Origin of the sequence: Catenulispora acidiphila DSM 44928 (genome assembly GCF_000024025.1) — a bacterium.
Classification (GTDB): Bacteria; Actinomycetota; Actinomycetes; order Streptomycetales; family Catenulisporaceae; genus Catenulispora; species Catenulispora acidiphila.
Genome location: NC_013131.1, coordinates 7,610,610 through 7,635,216, shown reverse-complemented (window position 1 = coordinate 7,635,216; position 24,607 = coordinate 7,610,610). Strand labels below are relative to the sequence as shown.

General features: G+C 69.3%; 23 protein-coding genes. 5 read left to right on the top strand and 18 right to left on the bottom strand.

Annotation, left to right across the window (positions count from 1 at the left end):
* Nucleotides 1–9 precede the first annotated feature (9 nt).
* Nucleotides 10–1,038 (bottom strand): hypothetical protein, encoded by a 1,029-nt coding sequence (locus CACI_RS52995; protein WP_223297315.1) that lies wholly within the window; start codon nt 1,036–1,038, stop codon nt 10–12.
* Nucleotides 1,039–1,089: 51 nt separating this feature from the next.
* Nucleotides 1,090–1,617, bottom strand: a complete 528-nt coding sequence (locus tag CACI_RS46365) for a leucine-rich repeat domain-containing protein (RefSeq protein WP_015795199.1) — start codon at nt 1,615–1,617, stop codon at nt 1,090–1,092.
* 128 nt (nt 1,618–1,745) lie between these two features.
* Between CACI_RS46365 and CACI_RS32810 the strand changes: the two genes are divergently transcribed.
* The gene (locus CACI_RS32810; protein WP_015795198.1) at nt 1,746–2,093 is read left to right on the top strand and encodes a hypothetical protein; all 348 of its coding nucleotides are present in this window, start codon (nt 1,746–1,748) and stop codon (nt 2,091–2,093) included.
* A 60-nt stretch (nt 2,094–2,153) separates the two neighbouring features.
* Here the strand turns inward: CACI_RS32810 and CACI_RS32805 are convergent, their stop codons facing one another.
* The 3 genes from CACI_RS32805 to CACI_RS32795 all read right to left on the bottom strand — a co-directional run bounded on the left by CACI_RS32805 (nt 2,154) and on the right by CACI_RS32795 (nt 5,207).
* Nucleotides 2,154–2,672, bottom strand: a complete 519-nt coding sequence (locus CACI_RS32805; protein WP_015795197.1) for an RICIN domain-containing protein — start codon at nt 2,670–2,672, stop codon at nt 2,154–2,156.
* Nucleotides 2,673–2,871: 199 nt separating this feature from the next.
* Nucleotides 2,872–4,098, bottom strand: a complete 1,227-nt coding sequence (locus CACI_RS32800; RefSeq protein WP_041540591.1) for a hypothetical protein — start codon at nt 4,096–4,098, stop codon at nt 2,872–2,874.
* Nucleotides 4,099–4,355: 257 nt separating this feature from the next.
* Nucleotides 4,356–5,207 (bottom strand): GH25 family lysozyme, encoded by an 852-nt coding sequence (locus tag CACI_RS32795; RefSeq protein ID WP_041542897.1) that lies wholly within the window; start codon nt 5,205–5,207, stop codon nt 4,356–4,358.
* Between the two features lie 501 nt (nt 5,208–5,708).
* Between CACI_RS32795 and CACI_RS32790 the strand changes: the two genes are divergently transcribed.
* Entirely contained in the window at nt 5,709–6,194 is a 486-nt protein-coding gene (locus tag CACI_RS32790; RefSeq protein ID WP_015795193.1) for an RICIN domain-containing protein, read from the top strand.
* A gap of 60 nt (nt 6,195–6,254) precedes the next feature.
* Here CACI_RS32790 and CACI_RS32785 read toward each other — a convergent pair whose 3' ends face one another.
* From CACI_RS32785 to CACI_RS50410, 3 genes are all read right to left on the bottom strand, one after another.
* Nucleotides 6,255–7,214, bottom strand: coding sequence for an XRE family transcriptional regulator (locus CACI_RS32785; protein WP_015795192.1), 960 nt, complete (start codon nt 7,212–7,214; stop codon nt 6,255–6,257).
* Complete coding sequence (locus CACI_RS32780) at nt 7,211–7,930, bottom strand: peptidoglycan-binding protein (RefSeq protein WP_015795191.1); 720 nt, start codon at nt 7,928–7,930, stop codon at nt 7,211–7,213. Before CACI_RS32780 ends, CACI_RS32785 begins: the two co-directional genes overlap by 4 nt.
* Nucleotides 7,931–8,093: 163 nt before the next feature.
* A complete protein-coding gene (locus CACI_RS50410) occupies nt 8,094–9,437 on the bottom strand; it encodes an MFS transporter (RefSeq protein ID WP_015795190.1) in 1,344 nt (447 codons plus the stop codon).
* Between the two features lie 154 nt (nt 9,438–9,591).
* Here CACI_RS50410 and CACI_RS32770 point away from each other — a divergent pair, with 154 nt between their 5' ends.
* A complete protein-coding gene (locus CACI_RS32770) occupies nt 9,592–10,137 on the top strand; it encodes a CGNR zinc finger domain-containing protein (protein ID WP_015795189.1) in 546 nt (181 codons plus the stop codon).
* Nucleotides 10,138–10,159: 22 nt separating this feature from the next.
* Here CACI_RS32770 and CACI_RS32765 read toward each other — a convergent pair whose 3' ends face one another.
* Nucleotides 10,160–11,281: a carboxylate-amine ligase gene (locus tag CACI_RS32765; protein ID WP_015795188.1), complete on the bottom strand. Its 1,122-nt coding sequence runs from the start codon at nt 11,279–11,281 to the stop codon at nt 10,160–10,162.
* Nucleotides 11,282–11,340: 59 nt separating this feature from the next.
* Nucleotides 11,341–11,610 (bottom strand): GlsB/YeaQ/YmgE family stress response membrane protein, encoded by a 270-nt coding sequence (locus tag CACI_RS32760; protein WP_015795187.1) that lies wholly within the window; start codon nt 11,608–11,610, stop codon nt 11,341–11,343.
* Between the two features lie 188 nt (nt 11,611–11,798).
* Between CACI_RS32760 and CACI_RS32755 the strand changes: the two genes are divergently transcribed.
* Complete coding sequence (locus CACI_RS32755) at nt 11,799–12,692, top strand: DUF72 domain-containing protein (RefSeq protein ID WP_015795186.1); 894 nt, start codon at nt 11,799–11,801, stop codon at nt 12,690–12,692.
* 46 nt (nt 12,693–12,738) lie between these two features.
* Here CACI_RS32755 and CACI_RS32750 read toward each other — a convergent pair whose 3' ends face one another.
* Both CACI_RS32750 and mscL read right to left on the bottom strand, forming a co-directional pair.
* Complete coding sequence (locus CACI_RS32750) at nt 12,739–13,923, bottom strand: zinc-dependent alcohol dehydrogenase (protein WP_015795185.1); 1,185 nt, start codon at nt 13,921–13,923, stop codon at nt 12,739–12,741.
* Nucleotides 13,920–14,357 carry a large conductance mechanosensitive channel protein MscL gene (gene mscL / locus CACI_RS32745; protein WP_015795184.1) on the bottom strand — a complete coding sequence of 146 codons (438 nt, stop codon included), beginning with the start codon at nt 14,355–14,357 and terminating at the stop codon, nt 13,920–13,922. Before mscL ends, CACI_RS32750 begins: the two co-directional genes overlap by 4 nt.
* A 204-nt stretch (nt 14,358–14,561) precedes the next feature.
* Here mscL and CACI_RS32740 point away from each other — a divergent pair, with 204 nt between their 5' ends.
* On the top strand, nt 14,562–15,734 hold the full coding sequence (locus tag CACI_RS32740; RefSeq protein ID WP_015795183.1) for a TIGR03118 family protein: 1,173 nt from the start codon (nt 14,562–14,564) through the stop codon (nt 15,732–15,734).
* Between the two features lie 176 nt (nt 15,735–15,910).
* On the opposite strand, the gene CACI_RS32735 is transcribed toward CACI_RS32740, so the two are convergent.
* The 6 genes from CACI_RS32735 to CACI_RS32710 all read right to left on the bottom strand — a co-directional run bounded on the left by CACI_RS32735 (nt 15,911) and on the right by CACI_RS32710 (nt 24,586).
* On the bottom strand, nt 15,911–17,272 hold the full coding sequence (locus CACI_RS32735) for a hypothetical protein (RefSeq protein WP_015795182.1): 1,362 nt from the start codon (nt 17,270–17,272) through the stop codon (nt 15,911–15,913).
* Nucleotides 17,273–17,475: 203 nt separating this feature from the next.
* Complete coding sequence (locus CACI_RS32730) at nt 17,476–19,134, bottom strand: MFS transporter (protein WP_015795181.1); 1,659 nt, start codon at nt 19,132–19,134, stop codon at nt 17,476–17,478.
* A gap of 8 nt (nt 19,135–19,142) precedes the next feature.
* Nucleotides 19,143–20,555: a DUF2252 domain-containing protein gene (locus tag CACI_RS32725; RefSeq protein WP_015795180.1), complete on the bottom strand. Its 1,413-nt coding sequence runs from the start codon at nt 20,553–20,555 to the stop codon at nt 19,143–19,145.
* Nucleotides 20,545–22,092 carry an MFS transporter gene (locus CACI_RS32720; protein ID WP_015795179.1) on the bottom strand — a complete coding sequence of 516 codons (1,548 nt, stop codon included), beginning with the start codon at nt 22,090–22,092 and terminating at the stop codon, nt 20,545–20,547. Before CACI_RS32720 ends, CACI_RS32725 begins: the two co-directional genes overlap by 11 nt.
* A 2-nt stretch (nt 22,093–22,094) precedes the next feature.
* Nucleotides 22,095–23,216, bottom strand: a complete 1,122-nt coding sequence (locus tag CACI_RS32715) for an aminopeptidase P family protein (protein WP_015795178.1) — start codon at nt 23,214–23,216, stop codon at nt 22,095–22,097.
* 20 nt (nt 23,217–23,236) lie between these two features.
* Nucleotides 23,237–24,586: a dipeptidase gene (locus CACI_RS32710; RefSeq protein WP_015795177.1), complete on the bottom strand. Its 1,350-nt coding sequence runs from the start codon at nt 24,584–24,586 to the stop codon at nt 23,237–23,239.
* Between the last annotated feature and the right edge of the window lie 21 nt (nt 24,587–24,607).

Genomic DNA, 24,607 nt, shown 5'->3' with positions numbered 1-24,607 from the left:
CCGGCCCGGTCAACGACTGCGGCGTTGGAGCAACACTCTTTCCGCCGCAGTCTCACTTCCGCGGAAATAGGCGGTCACGGTGCAGACGTACGGGGACTCGCCGGTTTCGACCTCGTAGTGCATCGGCCGTGCGCTGTCCCAGTGAATGCGCACGCCCTCACGTCCCGGACCGAGCAGCTCGTCGAGCGCGGCTCTGCTCGGTCCGCCTGTGAACTCCTCCTGATCGGCGTCGGTCTCGCCGGTGCAGAGCCGGTACGCGCGGTCGGCGACGAAGATCGCGTCGACCCGGCCGCGCCTGGCCTGCTCGGCACCGGCGATGCGCAGAAGGTCGGGGGTGGGCTTCGGTCGGCTCCAGGCTGCGGGCCAGTCGTCGAGATCGACGGCTTCGCGGCCGTCCGCGATGAGTGTGTAGAGCGGTTCGGCGGGGAAGTCGTTGACGCGGATCCGTAGCTGTTGTCCGTCGTAGACGGCTGCGAACGGGAATTCGCCGTCGTCGGTGCGTTCCCACGCGAGCGTCTCGGCGGTGAGGTCGACGACCGGCTCCATCGCCACGATCAGGTTGGCGCTGGTGGCGACATAGACCCGGTACTCCAGTCCCGGGCCGATGTGCCAGAACCGTACGGGGAGGTGGAACGACTGTCCGTTGATGCTCAGCCACCAGCCTGCTCTGCCACGCAAGCCCACCTTTACCGGACCGACGTGACAGGCGACCTCGCTCTCACGCTCACCTTCACCCTCGGCTGTCGCCCGCCGCAGTCGCCGTATGTGGGCGACGCCGGCCGCCAGCAGTCCGGCCGCCACGAGGCCCGCCGTGATCAGCTGCGCGGCGTTGAACGGCCGCGCGGCCACCGACCAAAGGATCCCGGCCAATACCGCGAGACCCGCGAGCACGAGCGCCGCCGTTGCCCACTCCTGTCGCCGGATCCGCGCCAGTTGCCGGCCGCCTAGCCGTCCGCCGCGGTTGGCCGCGAGGTCGTCGGGTCCGATCCGGAAAGCACGCAGGAGCTCAGCCCGATGCGCCTCGGCCGACATAGCCATGGACTCCACATCTCGACTTGTCCAGTGCCGTGACACCCCGGCGCTCCCTGCTCAGATATGGGGGAAGGTACCGCGGCCGACCACCACGATCTCACACGCCGGGAGCAGGCGCTGCACCTCGGCCAGGCCCGCAACCGTGAACCGGCACTCGTCCACCTCGTCCGAGATGACAATCGTGTCCAGACACCGGTGCCGCTCAGCCAACCCGCGCAGCCCCTCGTCACTGATGTCGAGCCGCCGCAGGTTGACCGTCTCCAACGCCCCCATCGGCGCCAGCAGCCGCAACCCGGCATCGGTGACCCGGGTCTCCTTGATCCGCAGGTGGCGCATGTCAGTCAGGCCACTGAGATGTCGCACACCGGCATCGGTGATGTCAGTGGTACTCACATCCAGATCCTGCAGCCCGACCAGGCGGCCCACCGCCTCCAGATCATCGTCGCCAATGGCCGCCGTATTGAGATTCAGCGCCCGAAGACGAGGCATCCCGGCAAGCGCAACAAGATCCTCACGCGTCACCCTGTCGTCCGCGTACACCCTCTCCGCGCCGACGTCGAAGAACCGCCCCGCGAACCGAATCATCTCGGCACGGTATCAGCGCGGCAGCGGCCGCTTCTCGTGTGATTTGGTGTAACCCCCTTCGTATCTCTTCGTGGATCGCCGCACGCCAGGGCGACCGGTCCCATCCACTCCGGGAACGAAGGACAGAGATGCCACTCAACCAGCTCACGTCCAACCGCAAGCTCTGGGTACGCTCCGCCGCGATGGCTGCGGCCGGCGTTGGTGCCCTGACGCTCATGACCGCCCCGTCGTCGCACGCGATTCTGCCGCCGCCGAGTCCGCAGGTGCTGATGGTCCGCGACTACATCGACGGGAACACCATCCTCGGCCAGCACTACATCACTCCGTGCCCCGGCGCCCCGCTGCCCCCGGACTGGGGCGTGCAAAGCGGGACCTCGAAGGTCGTCCCGCTGCCCTGTGCCCCAGCCGGCGACCCCTCGCCGTCCAACCCGTTCCCGACCGACGGGAACCCCACGCTTCCGGGCGCGGGCTTCTAGGGACTTTGCTTCCGCGCCCCGGTCGGTGTCCGCCGACCGGGGCGTTCGCTGGTGCGGGTGTCAGTTGTCGAAGTGCCACTGCTCGTACTGGGCGCCGACGTCGCAGGGCCAGGTGCGCGGCGCGGTCCCGTTCGCCACGCTGTCGGTGCTCAGGCACAGCCCGCTCTCGACGTTCTGCCAGACCGAGTAGCCGCCGCTGGTCTGGCCGTGCGGGACGCTCGTGAAGATGATGTTCCACTGTTGTGAGGTCGACCCGAGGCAGAACAGCATGACCAGCGGTCCCGGGCCGTTGGGGTAGGGCGTGGTGATGCACGATCCGGTGTTCTGGTTGACGAGGCTGAAGCTGTTGGTCGAGGCGTTGAACTCCGGGAACCACTTCTGCTCGGCTCCGCCGGTGCAGTTCCACATCTGGATCTTGTCGGCGTTCTCGGTCGCGTTGTCGAGGCAGTGGGTGGATCCGTTGACCCGGATGGACGTGAAGCCGGTGGCGTGCGCCGCCCCGCCGGAGACGACCATGGCCGGCACCGCCATGACCGCCGAGGACGCGAACAGGGCCGCCCGCTTGACGAACTTTCGCATGTTCTTCCCTTGCTGGGATGGGAGTATCAAAGACCTCTGATGACCGCTGATGACGAATCAGAAGTCGAAGGCCTTCCTTCGCGGACCAGCTTGAGCGGACGGGCGTCAAGGTGTCGTGCCGTGTTCCGGTCAGTGGAACCGGCCGGCCGGACCTGCGCCGCGATGTGGGGCGGCACGGAGCCCGTGCTTCGCCATCACATCAGCCTGATTCTTCTTCCAGCCTCTTGCTGAGGCTGTGGGCGAGAGTCGCGGCGTGGTCGAACGGTTCGGTGGCTTGGGAGGCGATGTTCCGCAGGATCCTGAGTGCCTCAGGCCCGTGGCCTTCGAGGTAGGACAGGGAACTGGCGGCGTTGGCCCGCTGGTCTCGATCGAGGTGGTGGTCACGGGCCATGCGGACAAGCAGGTCGGCGGCTGTGGCCCGGTACTTCTCGTGCTGGCCGAGCGCCTGGGCGGCCTTGAGGCGTTGGTGCACGCCGACGGTGCCGTCGGCGTTCTGGGCGATGCGCAGGAGTCGGCCGGCGCCGACGTCGAGCTGTCCCGGGATCCGTGCCAGGAGTTCGGCGGCTTCGGCCCGACTCGGCCGTTCGTAGTCTTCGCCGTGACCGAGCCGAACGTCGTCGGCCAGCCGGGCGAGCGCTTCCACGGCCGTCGTCTCGTGGCCGTCCACCGCGCTCAGGGCGCCGGCGGCGCGGACCCGCGCCTGGCTCGGAAACCCGTCTTGTTCGGCGAAGGCTCGCAGCAGCGCCGCGCCGGTGTCCGCCTGCCCCTCGATCGAGGCGAGCAGGACAGCTGCCTCGACCCGCTGACCCGCGTCGAAGGCGGGATCGTCGATGAGCTGGGAAAGCAGCCCGACGCCGACTTCGCCGTGGCCGACGGAGGTCGAGCAGCGCGCCGCGAACAGGCGGCTCGCATCGGTGAGCGCGGGATCGGCGACGAACCGGGTGAGTAGGCCGATTCCCGTCGCCTCGTGGCCGGGGATCTTCGCGAGGCTTCGCGCGGAGGTCGCACGCGTCGCGTCACCAGTTTTGCGGTCGGAGGCGAGGCTGACGAGAAGGGCCGCGGCCTGTTCCGACCGGCCTTCGATAGCGGCCAGCCGGACGGCCGCGAACTCGCGCGCGGAGGCTGATGCCTTCTGGTCGGCGGCGAGTCCGGCGAGCAGCACGGCACCGACACCGTCCTGCGCCGGTAGATCAGCAAGGGCGGCGCACGCCAACGCCCGAACCCAGCCGCCGCCACTGGGATAGCCGCGCCGCTTGCGTTTGCGCTTCGGCCATGGACGCCACCGAAGCCGCGCTTCCCCGATGCCGCCCACGCTGGCGAGCTCCGTGAGCAGCCGGACGCCTTGCTCGTGACGTCCGTCGAGATCGGCGAGCTCGCGCGCGGCTGCCACTCGGCGATGAGGCTCGGCGGCCTCGTCTTCGGCCACGCGCAAGAGCTGCGCCGCATCACGCGGCGAGGCTTCGTTACCCGCTTCCTGCACCGGATTCCCCGCAGTCGGTCTTCACCTGATCGCGTCCTGAGCGGACTGCTTCATCATCAGGGCTCGGCTAGCGCCGAGCAAGGCCGACTGCCGGGCCTAAGCACTCCTCTACCGGACCGTGCACGGGGAAGGGCCCGGCAGGGCGGCGACCGTCGCCGTACTGCCGAGCCCAGAGGGGTTGAGGCCTCAGCGCCGCATCAGGATCAGGTGTTGTTCGCCAGGGCCAGAAGCCGCGCGCTGCCGCCGTTGAACCGGTCCCGGTCCACCGCGCCGGAGATGCCGCTCACCGACCCCGAGTTTGTGTACTGCCATATCGTGGCGTAGGGGAAGCCGGCGGGGATCGTCGGGTTGGCCGCGGACGTCCAGTCCGCCACGAACAGCGGGCTCTTGGCGGACATGCCGCTCCAGCTGCCGGTGCACGTGTTCCACCAGCTCGGGCTGGTGTAGATGACGACGTCGCGCGTGGTCTTCGCCTTGTACTCGTTGTAGAAGGCGAGGATCCAGTTGCGCATCGAGGTCGTCGACAAGCCGTAGCACCCGCCCTCGAGGTCCAGCATGCCCGGCAGAGTCAGGTTGTCCTTCGACCAGGCGCCGCCGTGGGCCGCGAAGTAGTCCGCCTGCGCGCCGCCGCTGGAGGAGCCCGGCTGCGCGAAGTGGTACGCGCCGCGGATGACCTTGGCGTTGTACGCGTGCAGGTAGTTCGCGCTGAACTGCGGGTCCGTGTACGTGGTGCCCTCGGTCGCCTTGATGTAGGCGAAGGAGATCCCCGCCGACTTCACCGACGACCAGTTGATCGTCCCCTGGTAGTGCGAGACGTCGATGCCTGCCGGGCTCCAGGTCGCGTCGGGCGTCACGGCCGCGGCCGTGACCTGCCGGGTGTCCGGTGTGAACTGCTTGGCGTCCTGCACGTAGCCGACGCCCATGTAACCGTCGCCGAGCGGGATGGTGCTGCCCGCCGGCAGAGCCCGGGACGCGGCGGTCGCGGGCCCGGTCGCCGCGAGGGCGAGACCGGCGGCCAGGACGCCGGCCGTCAGCAACCGCGTGTGCCCGGCCATGATCTTGTGGATTCGGGATGACACAGCTCGTCTCCTGCACTTCGTGGGGTGGGGGGAGCGTGGGGTGAGCATGGGGTGCGCGTGAGCGGAGGCTGGGCCTCCGGAATCAGGCCTCTGACTCAGTAGGTATTGAATGCAGAAGCCGCCACCGCGTCAAGACCTGAACAAGGATCTGGACAAGGATCTGGACAAGGATCAAGTACCGCGACTCGATCCGCCCCGGGCCGGCTTCGCCCCCGAGGATCGAGCCTTCCTAGCGGCACCGCTGTGACTCCCGCTGCGGCACCGGACCTCCCAAGGTCCCTCCATCTCGTCAGACGCCGAGGGGAAATCGCAGGTCGGCCGCCATCCCATCCCGCGCGTCCGTCACTACGCCGCGAGCCGGCGCGTTCGGCTCCCACCGCCGACAAGACTTGCTGTGCCCCGGCCACACGGCCGCGGCACGGCCTGGTGTCCGTGCGCACTTGATTCGCGTACCGGCACCGAGCGATGGAGGTATTCATGTTCCGTACCAGATTGGTTCAGACGGCCGGCGTCCTCGTCGGTGTCGTGGCTCTGACAGCGATGGTCTCCAGCTCGGCATCGGCGAGCGGCACGGTGACACTCCACTCCAAGGCGACGGGTCGCTGCTTGGACAGCAACACCTCGGGCACGGCCTACGCGATCGCGTGCAACGGCGGCACCTACCAGAGCTGGATCATGGGCTCGTTCGGCGGGAACGACCAATACCTCCAGGACTCCCAGACCGGCCGATGCCTGACCACCGGGACACAGGCCAACAGCAACCTCGTCTACATGAAGACCGTGACCCCGTGTGCCGACAACGCGGTGAACTTCCTCGTCGTCGCCAACTCCGACGGCACCAAGACCTTCAAGGCCGGTACCTGGTGCCTGGACAGCAACACCAACGGGGAGGGGAACAACGTAGGCGCGATCTACATAGACCCCTGCAACGGCGGGAACTACCAGAGGTTCACCGTCAAGTAGAGCCGTAGGCGCGGCGCGGGACCCGAGCGGTGTGTCAGACCCCGGTCCGCAGAGCAGGGATCAGGATGCTGTCGCAGCGGAGCAGTCGGGGACGCCGCTGGGCGACGTGATGCACGCCTTCAGCGCGGTACCGGAGCCAGCCACGAAGACCATTGGCGTATAAGTGAAACCGCTGGTGTATCGGGGGTCGGAGACGCGGACGCTCTCGGTCGGCTGACCGGGCGCGGCCACTGTGAGAGTGTCGCCGATTTGGGTGTTCCAGAAGCTCGCCCAAGCGGCTCGGCACCGGGGGTTGTAGAGGATCTCCACGCCGACGCCGCTTGCAGTCTGCTCGCGGTGCAGCGGCAGGCCCTGAACTCCGCACAGCGTCATCTGGGGGTCCTGTCCGGTGCAGGCCGCGCCTTGGCAGGTGGGATCGCAGGATCCGCTAGTACAGATCACAGAGAACCGGCCGTTCAACACTTTGCTGGTGGTGCCGCCGGTAACGCCGGTGCCGTGGAGGAGGCGGACGCCGGCGACGCCGAGGACGGCCGCAACGACTGTCGCGACAAGGATCATCGCGACGGCAACCCGGGCCCGCCTTTCACGGGGGAAGGCGGGCCCGGTCTCGGGCTTGGTCTCGGTCCGGGTCTCTGGCGTTGCGCTCTCTGCGGGTCGCGCGGAGTTCGGAGAATTCGTTGTCTCCGTTGGCTCTGTCGCCTTGGTCGCCTTGGTCGTCTCCGGCGGCTCGGTCCCACCGGGCCCGGCCATGACCGCGGCGCGTCTCCGGGTCGCGGACTCGGCCAGTTCCCACAGCGCTCGCAGCCTCGGCTCCTGCTCCCCGGCCAGGCGCCCCAGCTCCTGGACCGCCGGCCAGGGCGCCAGGACCTTCGCCGTCAGATAGCGCTGCCACGCCGATTTGCTGTACGGCGTCTGTTCGCTGAGCGCGGTGAAGCTCAGGCCGGTCTGTTCGCGCAGCCGGCGCAGTTCGGCGGCGAGCCTCGTGACCTCGCCGGGGATGTCGGGTTGCGGAGCGGTCATGCGCGCAGAGCCGCCCACGTCTTCGGCCCGACCTGACCGTCGACGTCCAACTGGTCTGCCTTCTGCGCCTTGATCACGGCGAGTTCGGTGAGCGGGCCGAAGTTGCCGTCGATACCGCCCGGCGAGAAGCCCGCACGTTGCAGCAGGCACTGGAGCTCGGCGACTTCCGCACCCCACATGTCGACCTGAAGGAAGTCGGTGGTCGTCGCGCTGTTTCCGGCGTACCACTGCCCGCCGCGCTGCGTGTAGGTACAGGTGTAGGTGACCCGCGGAGTGACCGCCAAGGCCTGCGGCTTGGTACCGCCGCTCCTCGGACCGACCAGCAGCAGCGTGACCGCCGCACCGACGACGGCACCGGCCGCCCCAGTCGCGGCAGTCCGCAGGAGTCGCCTTGAACGGGAGGAACCTGCTGGAGGCCCGGGCTCGTCGTCCGGCTCGAGCGTGTCAGAGGGCTGTTCGACTAGGCCTGTCTTATCGCTCTCTATCTGCTCCGTCTGCTCTGCCTGCTCCGTCCAAACCTGGGCCGCGGCATCCCGGAGCGCTTCGATCCGCACCGGATCGGCGCCGACCAACTCGGCGAGCGCCTCGACCGCCGCCGCCGTCGGCAGCGTCTTGCCCGCGAGGTATCGCTCCCAGGACGAGACACTGAAGCCGGTCTTCGCCGCGAGCCGAGAAAGACTCAGCCCACTGTCATCCTTCAGCTTCCGCAACTGCACGACAAACCTGACCACCGCCGGAGCCAGACCCGCAGGTAGCGGCCTCCATCGCGCCACGTTTCCCCCTTCTCGCCGTGGATATGCCTCGCCTATGCCCCGCCAGTATGGATGACGTCTGGGACAGACAAGCAGGTTGCGCGCGCTGGCCGGTCACCGGGCTGACTTAGCGGACACGAGCGTTCGGAACATTCGCCGCTGGCACGACAGAGTCCTGAGTCGCTGGTCCGAAACGAGTCCGGCGCCTCATCACGGTCGCGATCAGCGCGCCGCTGAGGACGAGGGAGGCGATCAGGAGCAGTGCGGGGCGTGGTCCGATGGTGAGGACGGTGCCGACGACGGCTGCGCCGAGGGCTGAGCAGCCCATCTTGAGGCCGGCCATCGTCACGAACACGTGGGCTCGGGTGCCGGGTGGGGCGTAGGTGGAACGTACTGCCAGGCTGGCGGTGAATTGGGCGGCTGATGCCGCGCCGGCGGATGCGAAGGCGGCGGCTGCCAGGCCCAGATCGGGTGCGGCTGCGGACAAGGCGATCAGGAGGCCGGAGACGGCTAGCAGAGCGACCATCGCGGACTCCGGTTCGCTGCGCAACGGCCGCATGATGAGCACGGCCGATCCGGTGAGGCTCCCGATGCCGAAGGCCGCGGCGAGCATGGCTCCGTCGGCCGTGTGACCACCCAGACGGGTGCCGAAGACCACCGCGGCCACCAGCAGGCCGCCGGTGCCGAAGGCTGCGAGCACCGTGGCCGCGAGGGTTCGTCGGAGTACGGAAACCGCCATGATCGCCGCGAAGACCTTACGCATCGGCATCTGCGCGGCCTCCGAGCGCCCGGTCCCTGCGGCGCGCGGCAGCCTCAGGGTCAGGAACGCGGCGGCCACCGCCGCGCCCCCGAGCGCCACGACCGAGACCACCGGTGATGCGAGGGCCACGATTCCTGCCACGACAGTGGGTCCCAGCGTTGCCCCGACGCCGTACGTGGCCGCGTCCCAGGCTTCTGCCCGCCGCATATCAGGACTCTTATCAAGCGGCGGTGTCGGCGGTGTCCCCGGTTGTCGCTCCGCAAGGCCGTCGGCGCGGGCGCTGACTTGCGTGCTCAAGCCGCCGGTGAGCAGTGGTCCGCTACAGCCAGCGGTACAAGCTGCCGCTGCTGCGAGGATGAGGTGGCCGTGTTGCAGCAGGACGCCACAAAGCGCCAGGCATATGCCGAAACCTGCGAACGCCGCGGCCAGAACCCGACGGGGGTCTTTGGCTCTTGCCAGCGGGCCCGCGGCCACCGGGCCCAGGAGATGGGGCGCGGTAAGCAGCGCTGTGAGTATGCCGCCGCTCGCCCCTCCGGCGCCGTGACGCAGCGAGATCGCCAGCGTCACCAGCGCGACGGTCGAGCCGCCGTCCGCTAGGCGGACCAGTGTGGCCACGGCCAGATAGCGCGGGCTGGAGGGAGCCACTGCTGTGGCGAGACGCTCGGTCGCGCGAGCGGTTGCGGACGTCAGGGCACTGGCACGGTCGGTCACCGGGACTCCCGCCTGAAGAATCGGTGTATCGGTGTATCGGTGCGGTGTATCGGTGAGGTGAGGCTGAGGCTGAGACCTGTCCGCGTCACCGGTCAGTCAGGTGACGCCAGAAGTCAGCGTTGCACGCCAGCGCGTCACCGGTCAATATGGTGACGTGAGATTCGAGTTCGTCGCCGGCCATGTGGTGCTCGACTACGTCGCGACCGTCGCGGAGCGCACCACGACCCGCCTCGAGCGCCTCAGCACGCCTGAGGACCTGGCGGACTGGCTGGTCAAGGCCCGTGTCGTCGATACACCACCGACGGCGGGCGAAGCCGACCTGCTCGCGGCGCGCCAGCTCCGCGAGTCCCTCTACACCCTGGTGGTCAGCCTCACCGGCGGGTCCGCGCTCACTCCAGCGGTGCGCGAGACACTCACCCGATTCGCTGCCCACGACGGCCCACGGCTGTCCATCGACGCACACGGGAACGTGCACAGAACAGGGACCGTGACGCAGGCCTTGGCTCTTCTGGCACAGGAAGGCCTGCTACTGGCTCGGGACGAACAGCACGACAGCATCCGCTGGTGCGCCGCGCCCACCTGCACCCGGCCGTTTCTGGATCGGAGCCACGCGCGCCGACGCCGCTGGTGCGGCATGAGCACCTGCGGCGACAAGGCCAAAGCTGCGGCGTACCGCGCCAGGCGGGCCAACGGGGCGTGAGACGGGGCGTGAGTACCGCTGCTCAGGCGCGGATGGTCTGGGCGGCGAGTTCGTCGACGACATCCTCCAGGCGTCCGCGCCGCCGGTACGCGGCACGCTGGCGTTGCGCCCCGGTGCCGCGATGGTATGCGCGCCGCAGCAGCTGTGCGACGAGCCGCGTCTCGTCGAGCATCTCCAACGCCGGTCTCGCGTGCGCGACGAGGGCTTCGACACCGGCTGACAACGGCATCGAAACGCCGCTGAGCGGGTGCGTCCACAGCCCGGCCGGCCCGAGGGTGGCAGCTCCGCGGTGATGTTCGCGGACCTCGAGCTCTTCGGTTCGCGGAGCCGGCGTATCTGCTCGGACGTCCGCAAGAAGCACCATGGCCAACGCGCGGGTGAGAACGGCGACGAGCAGGGTGATGTCGACGTCCGCGCAGACGTCGGCGACCCTGATTTCCAGCGTGGGCTGGTGTTCCGACGGACGGGCGTACCAGTAGATCATTCTCTTGTCGATCAGTACTCCAGCGTCGACGAGTTCCTGGGCGCGAGCCTCATATTCCAGGGCGGTCATCATCGGGGTGGGCCCGGTGATCGGCCAAGCCTGCTGCTGGTAGTGCCGCCAACTCGCGACGCGCCGGAACGACCCGGCGGCGAACGGCGAGTTGACGGCCAGGACTTGCAGCACAGGCAGCCACGGTCGCAGATGACCGGCCAGTGCCAAGGCTTCGTCGCACTCCAGATCACCGACATGGACGTGGCAACCGCTGGCCTCGCTGTCGATGTCGGTCGTCGCCGCCGAGTAGCGTTCGGCGATCTCCTCGTACCTCTCGCCCTCGGTGATGGGAAAGGGTTTGGTCGTCAGGACCGCGGTGCCGGACGCGACGAGCATGCAGTCGAAGTGAGCGGCCGCCGAAGCCAGCGCTCGCCGCGCCTCCACCAAATCCTGCCGCAGCACCTCAGCCTGTTTCGCCGGTCTGCTGTTGATCTCGACCTGGGTGGCGTAGAGCTCGCGCGCGACTTGCTCGCCGAGCCGCTCGGCGGCGAACGCGTGGACTTCGGGCGCTCGCGGCACGGTGAAGCGGCTGACGGGGTCCACCAGCATGAACTCTTCTTCCACCCCGACAGTGAGCAGTTCGAGGTCCCGCGAGTCCTTGAGCGTCATGGCCGTCTTCCGTCCCTTGGGATGTGTCGTGCCTCGCCCGGTCCGGCTTCCCAGCTCCCTTAGTGGCGCAGTCCTCGACGGCTGCCGGTGACGAGCTGGAGAACGCCCAGCAGCACGATCGCCCCGACGAGCGCGGTCAGCCAGGTCGACAGGTTGAAGAAGCCGCGGATGTTGTCGACGTGGAAGATCTTCTGCGCCAGCCAGCCGCCGAGCAGCGCACCGGCGATACCGACCACGGTCGTGACGATCAGCCCGTGCGGGCTGTCCATGATGCGGTCGGCGATCAAACCGACGACGAGTCCCAGCACGATCCACGCGATGATGCCCATGATCACCCTCCGTTTCGTGTTTCGAAGCCCCTCTTGGCGGAGCCGCGAGATGTCTTGACAGGAATGCCGTCTGGCCAGGTGCCGCGTTTTCAAACAGCGGACCCGCCGATCCTCCGAAGATTCCCGGTGCGGTGAGGCGCGCGTGACGCCCCGGAGACGGGGCATGCGGCGGCCCGGAGGTGTGGAGTATGCGAATCCTGACAGGCACTGCCGGGTGGGCCGACGCGAGTCTGATTCGAAGCGGTTGGTACCCGCCGGGAACGAGGACCGCGGCGGATCGGCTGCGCTATTACGCCAGCCAGTTCCCGCTCGTCGAGGCCGACGCGCCGTACTACGCGCTGCCGAGTGCCACGACCGTGGCGGGCTGGATCGACGCGGCGCCCGACGGTTTCACCATGGATGTCAAGGCGTACTCGCTGTTCACGGGCCATCGAACGCGCACCGCGACGCTGCCCGCCGATCTCAGGACCCGTGTTCGCGGCCCGTGGCTGACGGCGTCGTCGGCGCCGGCAGGACTCGTCGCAGAACTCTGGCACCGCTTCCACCAGACGTTCACGCCGCTGCTCGAATCAGGGCATCTCGGGCTGGTGCTTCTCCAGTTCCCGCCGCAATGCCGAGCGGACGCCGCCGGGTCGGCGGCGGTCCGGGCCGCGCTGCGCCAATGCGCGCCGTTCCCGGCAGCCGTCGAGTTCCGGCACAGCTCCTGGCTGGAACCGGAGCAGCGTGACCGGACATGGCAGTTGCTTCGCGCCCACAACGCTGCCTACGTCTGCGCCGACATGTCCCAGTCCCACCCCGGCGCCGTTCCCGCGCTGCTCGCAGCCACCGCGAACAAGGCGGTCATCCGTCTGCACGGCCACAGTGCCGCGTGGTCACGAGGCGGAAAGGAAGAGCGCTACCGCTACGAATACTCCGCTTCCGAGCTGAAGGCGTGGGCGGACCGAAGCCGCCGGCTCGGAGAGTCCGTCGATGAGGTGCACGTCGTGGTGAACACGTGCTGCGCGGGCACCGCGCAGCGAGCGGCCGCGATTCTGCGCGACCAGCTCGATGCGTCGGTCGTCGCTACGCCGGGTTCTGAGTAGCTTCCCGCTGTCGCATCTGGTCGGTACCGCTAGAGCTGCACGCGCGTCACGGATTGAACAAGATCTTCACCGCGCCGTCTTCCTTCTTCTGGAACATCTCGTAGGCGGCCGGCGCCTGGTCCAGCGGGAGGTGGTGGGTGGCGAAGGAGTCGACGCCGAGCGGATCCTCGTCGGTGAGCAGCGGCAGGATGTCGTCGGACCAGCGTCGGACGTTGGCCTGGCCCATGCGGAGCTGAATCTGCTTGTCGAACATCGTCATCAGGGGCATGGGGTCGGTCATGCCGCCGTAGACGCCGACCACCGAGATGGTGCCGCCGCGGCGCACGACATCGATCGCCAGGTGCAGGGCCGTCAGCCGGTCCACTCCGACGACCTGCATCAGCTTGGCGGACAGTGCGCTGGGCAGCAGGGCGGTCGCCTGTTGGGCGAGCTTGGTCGCCGGAGCGCCGTGCGCCTCCAGTCCGACGGCGTCGATGACCGCGTCCGGTCCGCGTCCGCCGGTCAGGTCGCGGATGTCGTCAGCGAGCTTCTTGCCGTGGACCTGGAGATCCAGGACGCGCACACCTCGGGTGCGGGCTCGTGCCAGGCGTTCGGGCACCAGGTCGACACCGATCACCAGGTCGGCGCCGAGATGCTGGGCGATCCGGGTGCACATGTCCCCGATCGGGCCGAGTCCCAGCACGACCAGGCTGCCCCCGCGCGGCACGGCCGCGTACTGGACGGCCTGCCACGCCGTGGGCAGGACGTCGGACAGGAACACGAACCGGTCGTCCGGCGGTCCGTGAGGCACTTTGATCGGCAGGTGGTCGCCGAACGGGACCCGCAACAACTCCGCCTGACCGCCCGGTACCTGGCCGTACAACTTCGTGTAGCCGAACAGTGAGGCGCCCGAACCGTACTCGCGGACCTGGGTCGTCTCACACTGGGAGTGCAGACCGGTCCGGCACATGAAGCACGTGCCGCACGAGACGTTGAAGGGCACCACCACCCGGTCGCCCACCTGCAACGACGTGACCTCGGAGCCGACCTCCGCGACCGTGCCCATCGGCTCGTGGCCCAGAATGTCGCCACGGCTCAGGAACGGGCCGAGAACCTCGTAGAGATGCAGGTCGGACCCGCACAACCCGGTCGAGGTGACCTTGACGATGACGTCCGTCGGATCCTCGATGGCGGGATCGGGCACCGTCTCCACCCGCACATTCCGCTTTCCGTGCCAGGTCAAGGCTTTCATCGCTCCTCCTCGGCAGTGGTTCCATGATCCCACGAGTGCTCCGAGTCGAGGACGGTGGTGCATTCGGGACAGCGCTTGGCCAATACGGGGATCCGCATGGTGCAAGCAGGGCAGTCCTTCTCCGTGGCCGCCTGATTTCCGTCGAAAAGGTGGATCATTCGGCTGAACGGCAGGACGATCGCGAAGTACATCACGATGGCGGCTATCACGAACGAGAACGCCTCGGTGAGGAACGCCCCGTAGGCGAACGCGTGACGCCTGATCGTGAAGCTCAGATGGTCGAAGTTCGGAGTGGCGCCGATCGTGCCCAGCAGCGGGGTGATGAACGATGCGACGAACTGTTTGACCAGCGAGCTGAACAACGAACCCACGACCACAGCCACTGCCAGATCAACCAAGTTGCCGCGCAGGATGAACTTACGAAAACCAGACATCGTGTTCTGATGACCAGCTGAACCTGGATCATGCGTTCGCTGCGGCCCGGAGTCGGCATAGCTTGACGGATGATCTGAAACACCCGCACTTGCCTCACTTGCCTCGTCTTCTGAGCTCGATCCGCGGAATTTTCGATGAGTGCTGAACCGGGACCATCAAGTGTTCGTGCTTAGGGAGGTCGGACTCCTCACCTAAGGAACCACATGAAAAGCAACGCACTGTCTGTCCGTCCCCTCGCTGCGGTCGCCGCAATGGCCGCCGCGGCCGGGCTGGTGATCGCGGCGCCTGGCGTGGCGAGCGCCGACGAGTACGGGCACGATCACGGGCACGGGCACCTCCGATCGCCGTTGGCCACCCAGCGGGTCAACCTCGTCTCGGATGTGCCCGGCCAGGCCGTGCTGACCGACGCCGACGCCGTCAATCCGTGGGGTCTGGCGCTGAGCCCGACGTCGCCATTGTGGGTGGCCAACGCCGGCACCAGCACCTCCACGCTGTACACCGACGCGCCGGACTCGAGCGCGGTCGCCAAGGTTCCCACGGTCCGGGTCACCGTTCCGGGCCCCGGAAACTCGCCGGTCGGTCTGCCCACCGGGCAGGTCTTCAACGGCGGCAGCGGCTTCGTGCTCAGCAACGGCACGACCAGCGCCCCGGCCGCGTTCATCTTCGACACCATCACCGGGGAGATCGCGGCCTGGAGCCCGAGCGTCGACCCGCACCTGGGCGCCGTCGAGATCAAGGCGACCGAGCCCGGTGCGGCGTACACCGGGCTGGCCCTCGCGACCACGGCCGCCGGCGCCCAACAGCTGTACGCGGCCAACTTCGGCCAGGGCCGGATCGACGTGTTCGACTCCTCCTTCGGCCTCGTGCACACCCCGTCGTGGGCGTTCCGCGACGCCGGCATCCCCAAGGGCTACGCCCCGTTCAACGCGCAGAACATCAACGGCGACGTCTACGTGACCTACGCCAAGATCGACCCCAAGACCAGCCGCGAGGTTCCCGGCACAGGCGTCGGCTTCGTGGACGAATTCACCCCCGACGGCCGCCTGGTCACCCGCGTGGACTCCCGCGACGGCCTCAACGACCCGTGGGGTCTGGCCATCGCGCCGGCCTCCTGGGGAGCCCTGGCCGGCGACCTGCTGATCGGCAACTTCGGCAGCGGCCAGATCACCGTCCTCAAGCCCGACCACCACGGCCAGTTCCACCAGATCGCCGGCCAGCTGACCGACACCTCAACCGGCAAGCCCATCACCATCCCCGGCCTGTGGGCCCTGCTACCCGGCACCGCCACCACCGGCGGCACCGACGCCCTCTGGTTCAGCGCCGGCATCGACGGCGAGACGCACGGCTTGGTCGGCGTCCTTCGCCACGCCGGCTGACCAGAAGAGGCGTCTCCTAGCTGGACGATCTCGTCCGGTGAGTCGATCGGCCTGTCGGAGAGATCGGAGAACTACCTCTCCTGGTCGCAGTTCGATCACGCTTCGGAAGTCGCGGAAGTGGGGCAGCGTGTCCGCGTCGACGTGCTCGGCGCGGACACGCACCAGAAAGACCCCGATCACGCAGGCCCGGTGCCTGTCGCGTCGACAGGCAGCTGGTCGCGGCGGACCAGGCCTGGGCCGGGGGCGAAGAACTCGCGGATGGCGAAGGCGGCGGCGATGACGAAGGCGAACCAGAAGACTACTAGGCCGGTGGGGTGGTCCCAGAGGATGAAGAGTACTGAGGCGATCAGGAGGATCGCGATGCCGATCCAGTGCTTGTAGCGGGTGGTGAAGCGGTCGACCGGGCCGGCGTGGAATCCGGCCGAGTCGGCGACTGTGCGGATGGCGCCGATCACGCTGCTGCTGCCTGTGCGGATCCATACGGCGACGGGGGTGGGTCCGTTCAGGAAGGCGCCGAGGGCCACGAGGACGGCTAGGGCGCCCACCATGCGGGTGGTGATCCGCAGGAATCTCACCAGTGCGTCGTAGGTGGCGCCCGCGGCGCCGGTGTTGACGTCCGGTGGGAGCTGGTCGAGGAAGAAGGACCGGAAGACCGCCAGGGCGATGCCCAGTACCAGCATCGCCGCCGCGAACCCGATCGCGGTGCCGATCAGGGCCCGGCGGCGGTTGTGGGCCAGGTAGACCCCGGCGGCCGCGATCAGGACCGTGATGACCGGCAGCCAGTCGCCGACGATCTGCAGGAGGCGGAAGTAGTTCTTGAATTTCTCCAGGCTCGAGGACTTGTAGACGGTGAAGGTCGTGTTCACTGTCGGGATCCTGCTCGCCGCTGAGAAGCCCTGATCGACGAGCTGGTCCTTCACCATCGCCACGGCCGGTCCGACGTCGATCTGCACCTCGCCGTTGGTCAGCTTGACCGCGCCGCCGCCCTTGCCGGTGAGGGCTCTCACGAACGCGGTGTGTGTCGCGCGCAGCGCGGTGTTCCAGATAGTGGCGAACTGGTCGCTGCTCACGACCCTGTCCACGACCGTCCCCACCACGCTCTTCAGGCCGCTGCTGATCGGCCCGTTCGCCCTCGTGAGCAGGGAGGCGGTCGCCGGCGGCAGGCTGCTGTTGGCGGCGGCCTGCGAGAGCTGGTCGACCACGGAGTTGACGTCGACCTGGTCCAGCACCAGGTTGGTGATCCGGTTCGACACCCCGGCCTGCACGTCCGGGTCCTTCGCCAGCGGACCCAGGGTGGCCACGAACCGGTCGGTGTCGGTCACCGTGTTGGCGGCCCACACCGACACGACCGACAGCAGGGCCAGCACACAGGACAGGACGATCAGCAGCGTCGCGAAGAACGTGCGGATCCGGTGGTGCTCCTTGCGCCGTTTGGCCGGGGCGGCGGCCTCGGCCTCCAGCTGCGCGACGCGGCGGCGGAGTGCGGCGACCTCCTCGTCGCCGGGCTCAGGCGCGGAGGCAGGGCCCGTGACCGACATGACGCACTCCCGTCTCCGCGCGAACACCTTCGAGGGTCATAGGTCGGCATCGGTACACCGGTCCCGGATACAAGGAGAACTGCCGGATGCGAATCCTGCGACCGGTGTTACACCGGTGGGATGACAGCCAGGCGTGCGTGACACGGTCGACCCAGCCCCGCAGCCAGTCGGCGTGCCGCGCCGGGCCCGAGGCGGCATGCCGATCAGGTGACATTCTTCGTGCTCTTGTTCGACCGGGCGGAGTCCGCCCCCGGCGCCCCCGGCTGCCGGTTCGGGATCCGGCCGGTGAAGACCATGGCGATCAACGCCACCAGAGCCAGGATCGCCACCGCGGCCCGCACCGCGACCAGGCGGGCCGCCGAGTTGGCCTGCATGGCGGCCTGCGCCTGCTCGGGAGGAACGTTCGCCTTGGTGAGCGCGGCGGAGAGTTGGGAGTCGGACAGGAAGGGCGCACCGGCGGCCAGCTTGGTCGAGGCCTGGGCGCTCACACTCGCCGGAACCGCGGGGTTCTTCTCGATGCTGGACAGGAACGAGGACGTCAGGGTGCCGATCAGGATGGAGCCGGCCAGGGCGGTCCCGATGGAGGAGCCCAGGTTGGTGACCGTGTTCTGGACGCCGCCGACCTCGGCGCTGCGGCTGTCCGGGACCGCGGAGACGGTGACCGCGCCGAGTTGGGAGGCCAGGGCTCCCATGCCCAGCCCGATCAGCAGCAGGGGGATGGTCACCACGGCCGCGCTGGAGTCGGCGTTCAGCGCGGCGGCCAGGGACAGGGCGCCGGCGAACAGGCTCAGGACGCCCAAGCGCACGATCAGCCGCGGGGAGGCGCGAGGGAACAGCTTCGGGATCAAGGACGCGGCGGCCAGCAGGCTCAGGGACAGCGGCAGGATGTGGACACCCGTCCTGATCGCGGACAGGCCCAGGGCCACGGACAGATAGAGCGGCACGACGAAGAACACGCCCATCTGGACCAGGAACTGCAGGAAGAACATGATCAGGCCGCCGGACAGCTGCCGGTTGGCGAACAGGCCCGGATCGACCAGCGGGTCCCCGCCGCGGCGCAGCACACGGCTTTGCCACAGCAGGAACAGCCACACCACCAGCACCCCGGCCAGCATCACCCAGATCGACGCCGACATCCCCAGCCAGGACGGCGCCCCGGCCTTCGGGACGAACCAGCCCCATTCGGAGGTGCGGAGCACGCCGTAGACGAACAGTCCGAGCCCGGTCGCGGACAGGACCGCGCCGATCACGTCGAAGCGCGGCCGGCCTTCGCTCGGCCGGTCGGCGATGTGCCGGGCCAGGGCCAGGATCACGGCCACGATGGCGACCTCGCCGGCGAAGACCCAGCGCCAGGAGAAGTACGTCGTGGCGATCCCGCCGATCAGCGGGCCCAGGCCGATGGCGACGGCGGCGGAGGCCGCGATGAGCCCGTAGGCGGTCGGGCGGCGTTCGGTGGGGAAGTTGAGCGCCACCAGGGCCACGACCGCCGGCAGGATCAGGGCCGCGCCCAGGCCCTCCAGCAGCGACCAGCCGAGCAGCAGGACCGTCAGGTTCGGGGCGAGCGCCGTGGTCAGCGACCCGCAGCCGTAGACCACGCAGCCGATCGTGAACGCCCGCTTGCGGCCGATCATCGCCCCGACCTTGCCGCCGGGGAGCATGAACATGGCCATGACCAGCGTGTAGGCGGTGATCGCGCCCTGGATGCCGGTCACCGTGGTACCGACGTCGGAGGCGACCGTCGCGATCGAGACGTTCATGACCGAGGAGTCCAGCGCCATCAGGAACTGCGCGGCCGCCAGCGTGGCCAGGACCGTCTTGCCAGCCGTGGCCCGGGACGGCGAGCCGACTGTGCCGGTGGCCATGGGCGCTCCTAGAGTCCGGACTCGGCGGATATCCGGCCTGAGCGCCGGGCGTCCTGCATAGCGGCGTAGTCCCGCTCGTTCTGATCGGCGTACAGGGCGGCGAAGTCGGCGACGGCCTCGGGGAAGGCTTCGTCCTCGCCGAGGTAGGCGGCGATGGCGATCCGGTCGCCGGTCCGGGCATGCGCGCGGGCCAGGGTCCAGCCGCACAGCCGCCCGTACGCCGGCAGCTCGGTCGGGGACAGGCCTTCGATCACCACGGAGCCCTTCCAGTCGGCGAGCTGGCGCACGTAGAAGTCCCGCGTCTGACCGTCGATCCCCTCGACGGTCTGCCAGCCCAGGAAGATGTCGCTGACGGCTTGCATGAGCCGCTGGCCCTGGACCACGCGCTCGCCCTCCCCGAGCGGCTCGGCGGTGGGGCGGCCGCCGTATTCGGCGACGACCGACTGCTGCGCTTCCTTGATCTGCAGGAACAACGGGTCGTCGGGACCGCGTCCGCGCATCAGGACGATCCAGCACCGGGTGCCGACGCTGCCGACCCCGACGACCTTGCGCGCCATGTCCACGAACTCGAACGCGTCCAGCAGGCAGCCCCGATCGCTTTGCAACGTGCGGCGGTAGCCGGCCAGCAACTCGCGGAACCACTCCTCGAGCTCGGCGCGTTCGACGTCCGGGACCAGATCGCGGACCGGCATGATCAACGGCGGATCCGGCAGGATGCGGCGCTCGCCGTCCACCAGGCCGGTGAGCCTGCCGAAGGCCCGCGCGCTGGTCCGGCCGCGGGCCTTGGCCAGGGCTTTGTCGAAGGTCTTTTGCCTGGCCTTGGTCAATCCCGCCTTCAGCGCGTCCTGCAGTTCCCCGATGTCGGCCCGGGCGTACCAGACGTCGAGCTGGTTCATCCCGGCGAACTCGGCCATCGCCTGCTGATATCCGCGGGCGGCGGCCATGACGGCTCTGCGCCGCTTCTTCGGGCCGAAGTCGTTGTCCCGGCCGGCGATCTCCAGACTGGCGGCCAGCCGTTTGACGTCCCATTCCCAGGGCCCGGGGTGGGTCTCGTCGAAGTCGTTGACGTCGAAGACCAGGCTGCGCTCCGGTGAGGCGAACATGCCGAAGTTCGACAGGTGCGCGTCCCCGCACAGCTGCACCGTCAGTCCGGAGTCGGGCGTGGCCGCCAGGTCCGCGGCCATCCCCGCAGCCGCGCCGCGGAAGAACGTGAACGGCGAGACGAGCATGCGGCCGTGCCGGACGGGGATCAGTTCGGGGACCCGGGTCCTGGCTTGGTCCTCCAGGATCGCGACCGGGTCGGCGCGATCGGCGGCGGGCTGGAATTGCGCGTTCTGCTCCACGGGAGCCGCCTTGCGCGCGGACTTGCCCGCCTTGACGCGCTCGGCGGGAGTCGGGTGTGAGCGCCGTTCAGTGGACATGCCGGCCTCCGGGATCGTCGACGTACGGCGCGCCGCCCGGACCGGTCGGCGTCGTCGGGATGGTGTGCGATGTCGCCGCGGCGGCGGCGGCGTAGTGGACCGCGGACGGCGGGCCGGCCGGGCGGATACGGCCGACGAGCAGCGACAGCACGATGCCGAAGGCGCAGAACAGCGCGAGTCCGATGACCGCGCGGGAGAAACCGCTGGCCAGCGCGTCCGCCGCGGAGGCGCCGGCCGCCTGGTGGCGCAGGCGCACCGAGTTGAAGATCGCCGCCGTCACGGCGGTGAGGACCGCCGCGCCGACGTAGCGGCCCATGTTGGAGATCCCGGAGGCGGCACCGACCTGCTCCTGGGAGACGCAGTTGGTGGCGACCGAGGACGAGGGACCGTTGGCCAGCCCCATCCCCACGGCGAGGACGACCAGCGGGGCGACGAACGCCGCGTAGGCCCAGGACGCGTGGACGAAGATGAGTGCGGCGAATCCCGCCGTCGCGATCCCGAAGCCTCCGGCGATCACCGTCCGGGCACCCAGCTTGTTGACGAACGGGGTGACCAGGGGCGCGGTCACGACGATGCCGGCCGCGGCGGGAAGGGTCGCGAACCCCGCCTCCAGCGGAGTCATGCCCAGCGCCGCGGGGTTCTGGAAGTACAGACTGCAGATGTACATGACACCGTTGATGCAACCCGCCACCACGAGAATCGCCACGCTCGCGCCGACCAGGTATTTGTTGCGCAGCAGCGCCAAGTCGATCAGCGGCGCCCGCACGCGCTTCTCGACCACGACGAAGCCGGCCACCGCCGCCGCCGAGATCGCGAAGCACGCCAGGGTCGCGGCGCTGAGCCAGCCCCAGTCCGCTCCCTCGGTCACGGCGAACACGAACGGGACGAGCACCGCGGCGATCAGCGCCGTGCCCGCGAGGTCGACGGACTTCGCACGGTTGGGGTCCCTGGATTCGGAGACCGTGCGCAGGGTCAGCGGGACACAGGCCGCGGCGATGCCGGCGTCGACCCAGAACAGCCCTTGCCAGCCCGTGATGTTCACGAACACGCCGCCGAGCAGCGGCCCGGCGGCCGCCCCGGCCGCCGAGGCGGCTCCCCACAACGACACCGAGCGCATCTGCGCCTGGCCGGAGATCCCGGCTGACAACAGGCTCAGGCCGCAGGCCAGGATCGTGGAGCCGGCCGCGCCCTGGATCGCGCGGCCGGCGATCACCACGCCGCCGCTGCCGGCCAGCGCGATCATCGCGCACGAGGCCACGAACAGCAGCAGCCCGCCGAGGAAGATCCGGCGCCGGCCGAAGATGTCGCCCAGGGCGCCGGAGGTGACGATGACCGCCGCGCCGACCAGCGAATAGCCGGTCACGGCCCATTGCAGGGAGGACAGGGAGGCGCCGGTGTCCGCGCTGATGGCGGGAAGCAGGATGCTGACGGCCGAGGTGTTGGCGTTCACGACGAACGCCGAGACGCACGTGGCTGCCAGCACTCCCGCCGCCGCGCGGGACGGAGCCGCCGCCGCGGACCCGCCGCCGGCACCCATGCTCAACGCACCGTCCCGAGCTCGTGCGGCGTGTTGTTCAGCCGCCGCCCGCCGGTCTCGGTCACCGTCACGATGTCCTCGATGCGGACGCCGAAGCGGCCGGGCAGGTACACGCCGGGTTCGATGGAGAAGCACATACCCGGGACCAGCTCCTGCGCCTCACCCTCGACCATGTAAGGAGGCTCATGCGTCGTCGTGCCGATGCCGTGGCCGGTGCGGTGGATGAAGTAGTCGCCGTATCCGGCCTCGGTGATCACCTTGCGGGCCGCTCGGTCGATCTCCTGGCAGCCGACGCCGGGACGCACGGCCTCGAACGCGGCCTGCTGCGCGGTCCGGACCACGTCGTGGACCTTCCGCACCTCGTCGGGGACGTCCGCGCCGACGTGCACGGTGCGTGTGGTGTCCGAGCCGTAGCCGTCCATCAGGCCGCCGAAGTCCAGGACGACCGTGTCGCCGGGTTCGATGCGGCGCTCGCCGGCCTCGTGGTGCGGGTTGGCGCCGTTGGGTCCGGAGCCGACCACGGTGAAGTCGACCTGAGAGTGGCCGTGCCGCTTGAGCGAGGCGGCGAGGTCGGCGGCGACCTCGGTCTCCAGGCGGCCGGCGAAGGGAACCTGGAGGATGTCGAAGTAGGTGTCGTCGGCGGCTTTGCCAGCCGCGGCCAGGCGCTCCAGCTCCGCTTCGTCCTTGACGGCCCGCATCATGGGCATGGCCTTGGTGAGCGGAGAGTAGGTACTGTCCGGCAGCGCCTCCTGCATGCCCAGCAGGTGCAGCGCCCAGGAGCTGTCGGAGATGCCGTACCTTCCGCGCGGGTCCGGCAGAAGCGGCGCGAGCGCCGTGGACGGATCGGAGCCGTCGGCCCAGTCGCTCAGCTCCAGGCGGTCGGCCGAGACGGACCGTTCCACGTCGGGACGCTCCAGCTTGGGCATGAGCATGGCCGGCTGACGCCCGGGAGCCAGGACGAGGGCGGTGATCCGCTCGGTGATGGCCACGGGCCGGTATCCGGTGAGGTAGTACAGGTCCGGTCCGGGGGTGATGATCAGCCCGGACAGTCCGGCGCCGGTGCAGTCCTCGGCGACCCGGCGCATCCGGGCGTCGAAGTCGTCGGCGGTGAAGGGACGTGCCATGGTGGAAAGCCTCCTGCGCCCTAGTCCCGGCCGCTGCCGTAGTCGCGCAGGAAGAGCGCTTCGACATGGGCCATGTTCTCGATCTCCGAGGGGTCGACGCTCTCGTTCGGGGCGTGGATGGCGCAGCGGGGTTCCTCGACGCCCATCAGGATGATCTCGGCGTCCGGATAGGTCGCGGCCAGGACGTTGCACAGCGGGATCGAGCCGCCTTGGCCCAGGAATGCCAGAGGCTTGTCGTACACCTCCCGCGCCGCACGATCCAGCGCGGCATAGGCCTTGCCGCCGGTCCGCGCCCGGAAGGGCGAGCCGAAGCTCTCGTCCTCGATGTCCACCACGGCGCCCCACGGAGCGGCTTTGCGCAGGTGCGCGTCGAGCGCGGCGCGGGCCGCCCGCGGATCGATCCCCGGCGGCACCCGCAGACTCACCCGGGCGCGCGCCTTCGCGGGCACAGCGGCGGCGGACCCGACCACAGGCGGGCAGTCGATGCCGAGCACGGTGACCGCCGGGCGCGCCCAGACCCGGTCGGCGACGGTCCCCGAGCCGGTCAGCCGAACGCCGTCCAGGACGCCCGCGTCCTTCCGGAACTGGTCTTCGTCATAGGGCACGCCGTCCCAGATTCCGTCGCCGTCCAGCCCTTCGATGCGGGTGCCGCCGTCCGGACCGCGGAGCGAATCCAGCATGCGGATCAGCGCGGCGAGGGCGTCGGGCGCCGGACCGCCGAACATTCCGGAGTGGACGTCGCCGGCCAGTGTGGAGACGGTGACCACGACGTTGGCCATGCCGCGCAGCGTGATGGTCGCCGTGGGGACGCCGACAGCGGCGTTCCCGGTGTCGCAGATCAGGAGCGTGTCGGCGTGGAGCTCGGCGGCATGCGGCGGGACGAAGGCCTCCAGGCCGCCGGTGCCCTGCTCCTCGGAGCCCTCCGCGACGAGCTTCAGGCCGACCCCGATGTCCTCGCCCAGAGCGCGCAGCGCCGTCAGGTGCATGACGATGTTGCCCTTGCAGTCCGCTGATCCGCGTCCGTACCAGCGGCCGTCCCGCTCGGTCAGTTCGAACGGCGGCGAGGTCCAGGCCACGTCGTCCAGCGGCGGCTGGACGTCGTAGTGGCAGTACAGCAGCACGGTCGGAGCCCCGGGCGGCGCGGGGCGCTCGCCGAGGACGGCGAGGCTGCCGTCCGGGGTCGGCTCCAAGCGGACGTCGCGCAGCCCGGCCTCGGTGAACGCCGCGACCAGCCAGTCGGCGGCTTGGCGGCAGTTCTCCGCAGGGTACTGTCGCGGATCGGCCACCGAGGCGATGGCCACCAGCTCGGCCAGATCCTTCTTGGCCCGGGGCATCAGCGCTGCGATCCGCCCGGCGAGGTCGTCGGTCATCGAAGGTCTCCTGGTTGAAGG

Coding starts and splice junctions, on each gene's coding strand:
- CACI_RS32765 (WP_015795188.1), bottom strand. CDS start 11,281: ATGACGCTCAAGGACTCGCGGGACCTCGAACTGCTCACTGTCGGGGTG.
- CACI_RS32790 (WP_015795193.1), top strand. CDS start 5,709: ATGTTCCGTACCAGATTGGTTCAGACGGCCGGCGTCCTCGTCGGTGTC.
- CACI_RS32810 (WP_015795198.1), top strand. CDS start 1,746: ATGCCACTCAACCAGCTCACGTCCAACCGCAAGCTCTGGGTACGCTCC.
- CACI_RS32710 (WP_015795177.1), bottom strand. CDS start 24,586: ATGACCGACGACCTCGCCGGGCGGATCGCAGCGCTGATGCCCCGGGCC.
- CACI_RS32795 (WP_041542897.1), bottom strand. CDS start 5,207: ATGGCCGGGCACACGCGGTTGCTGACGGCCGGCGTCCTGGCCGCCGGT.
- CACI_RS32785 (WP_015795192.1), bottom strand. CDS start 7,214: ATGACCGCTCCGCAACCCGACATCCCCGGCGAGGTCACGAGGCTCGCC.
- CACI_RS32740 (WP_015795183.1), top strand. CDS start 14,562: ATGAAAAGCAACGCACTGTCTGTCCGTCCCCTCGCTGCGGTCGCCGCA.
- CACI_RS52995 (WP_223297315.1), bottom strand. CDS start 1,038: ATGGCTATGTCGGCCGAGGCGCATCGGGCTGAGCTCCTGCGTGCTTTC.
- CACI_RS32720 (WP_015795179.1), bottom strand. CDS start 22,092: ATGGGTGCCGGCGGCGGGTCCGCGGCGGCGGCTCCGTCCCGCGCGGCG.
- CACI_RS32730 (WP_015795181.1), bottom strand. CDS start 19,134: ATGGCCACCGGCACAGTCGGCTCGCCGTCCCGGGCCACGGCTGGCAAG.
- CACI_RS32760 (WP_015795187.1), bottom strand. CDS start 11,610: ATGGGCATCATCGCGTGGATCGTGCTGGGACTCGTCGTCGGTTTGATC.
- CACI_RS32735 (WP_015795182.1), bottom strand. CDS start 17,272: ATGTCGGTCACGGGCCCTGCCTCCGCGCCTGAGCCCGGCGACGAGGAG.
- CACI_RS32750 (WP_015795185.1), bottom strand. CDS start 13,923: ATGAAAGCCTTGACCTGGCACGGAAAGCGGAATGTGCGGGTGGAGACG.
- CACI_RS32755 (WP_015795186.1), top strand. CDS start 11,799: ATGCGAATCCTGACAGGCACTGCCGGGTGGGCCGACGCGAGTCTGATT.
- mscL (WP_015795184.1), bottom strand. CDS start 14,357: ATGTCTGGTTTTCGTAAGTTCATCCTGCGCGGCAACTTGGTTGATCTG.
- CACI_RS46365 (WP_015795199.1), bottom strand. CDS start 1,617: ATGATTCGGTTCGCGGGGCGGTTCTTCGACGTCGGCGCGGAGAGGGTG.
- CACI_RS32725 (WP_015795180.1), bottom strand. CDS start 20,555: ATGTCCACTGAACGGCGCTCACACCCGACTCCCGCCGAGCGCGTCAAG.
- CACI_RS32805 (WP_015795197.1), bottom strand. CDS start 2,672: ATGCGAAAGTTCGTCAAGCGGGCGGCCCTGTTCGCGTCCTCGGCGGTC.
- CACI_RS32715 (WP_015795178.1), bottom strand. CDS start 23,216: ATGGCACGTCCCTTCACCGCCGACGACTTCGACGCCCGGATGCGCCGG.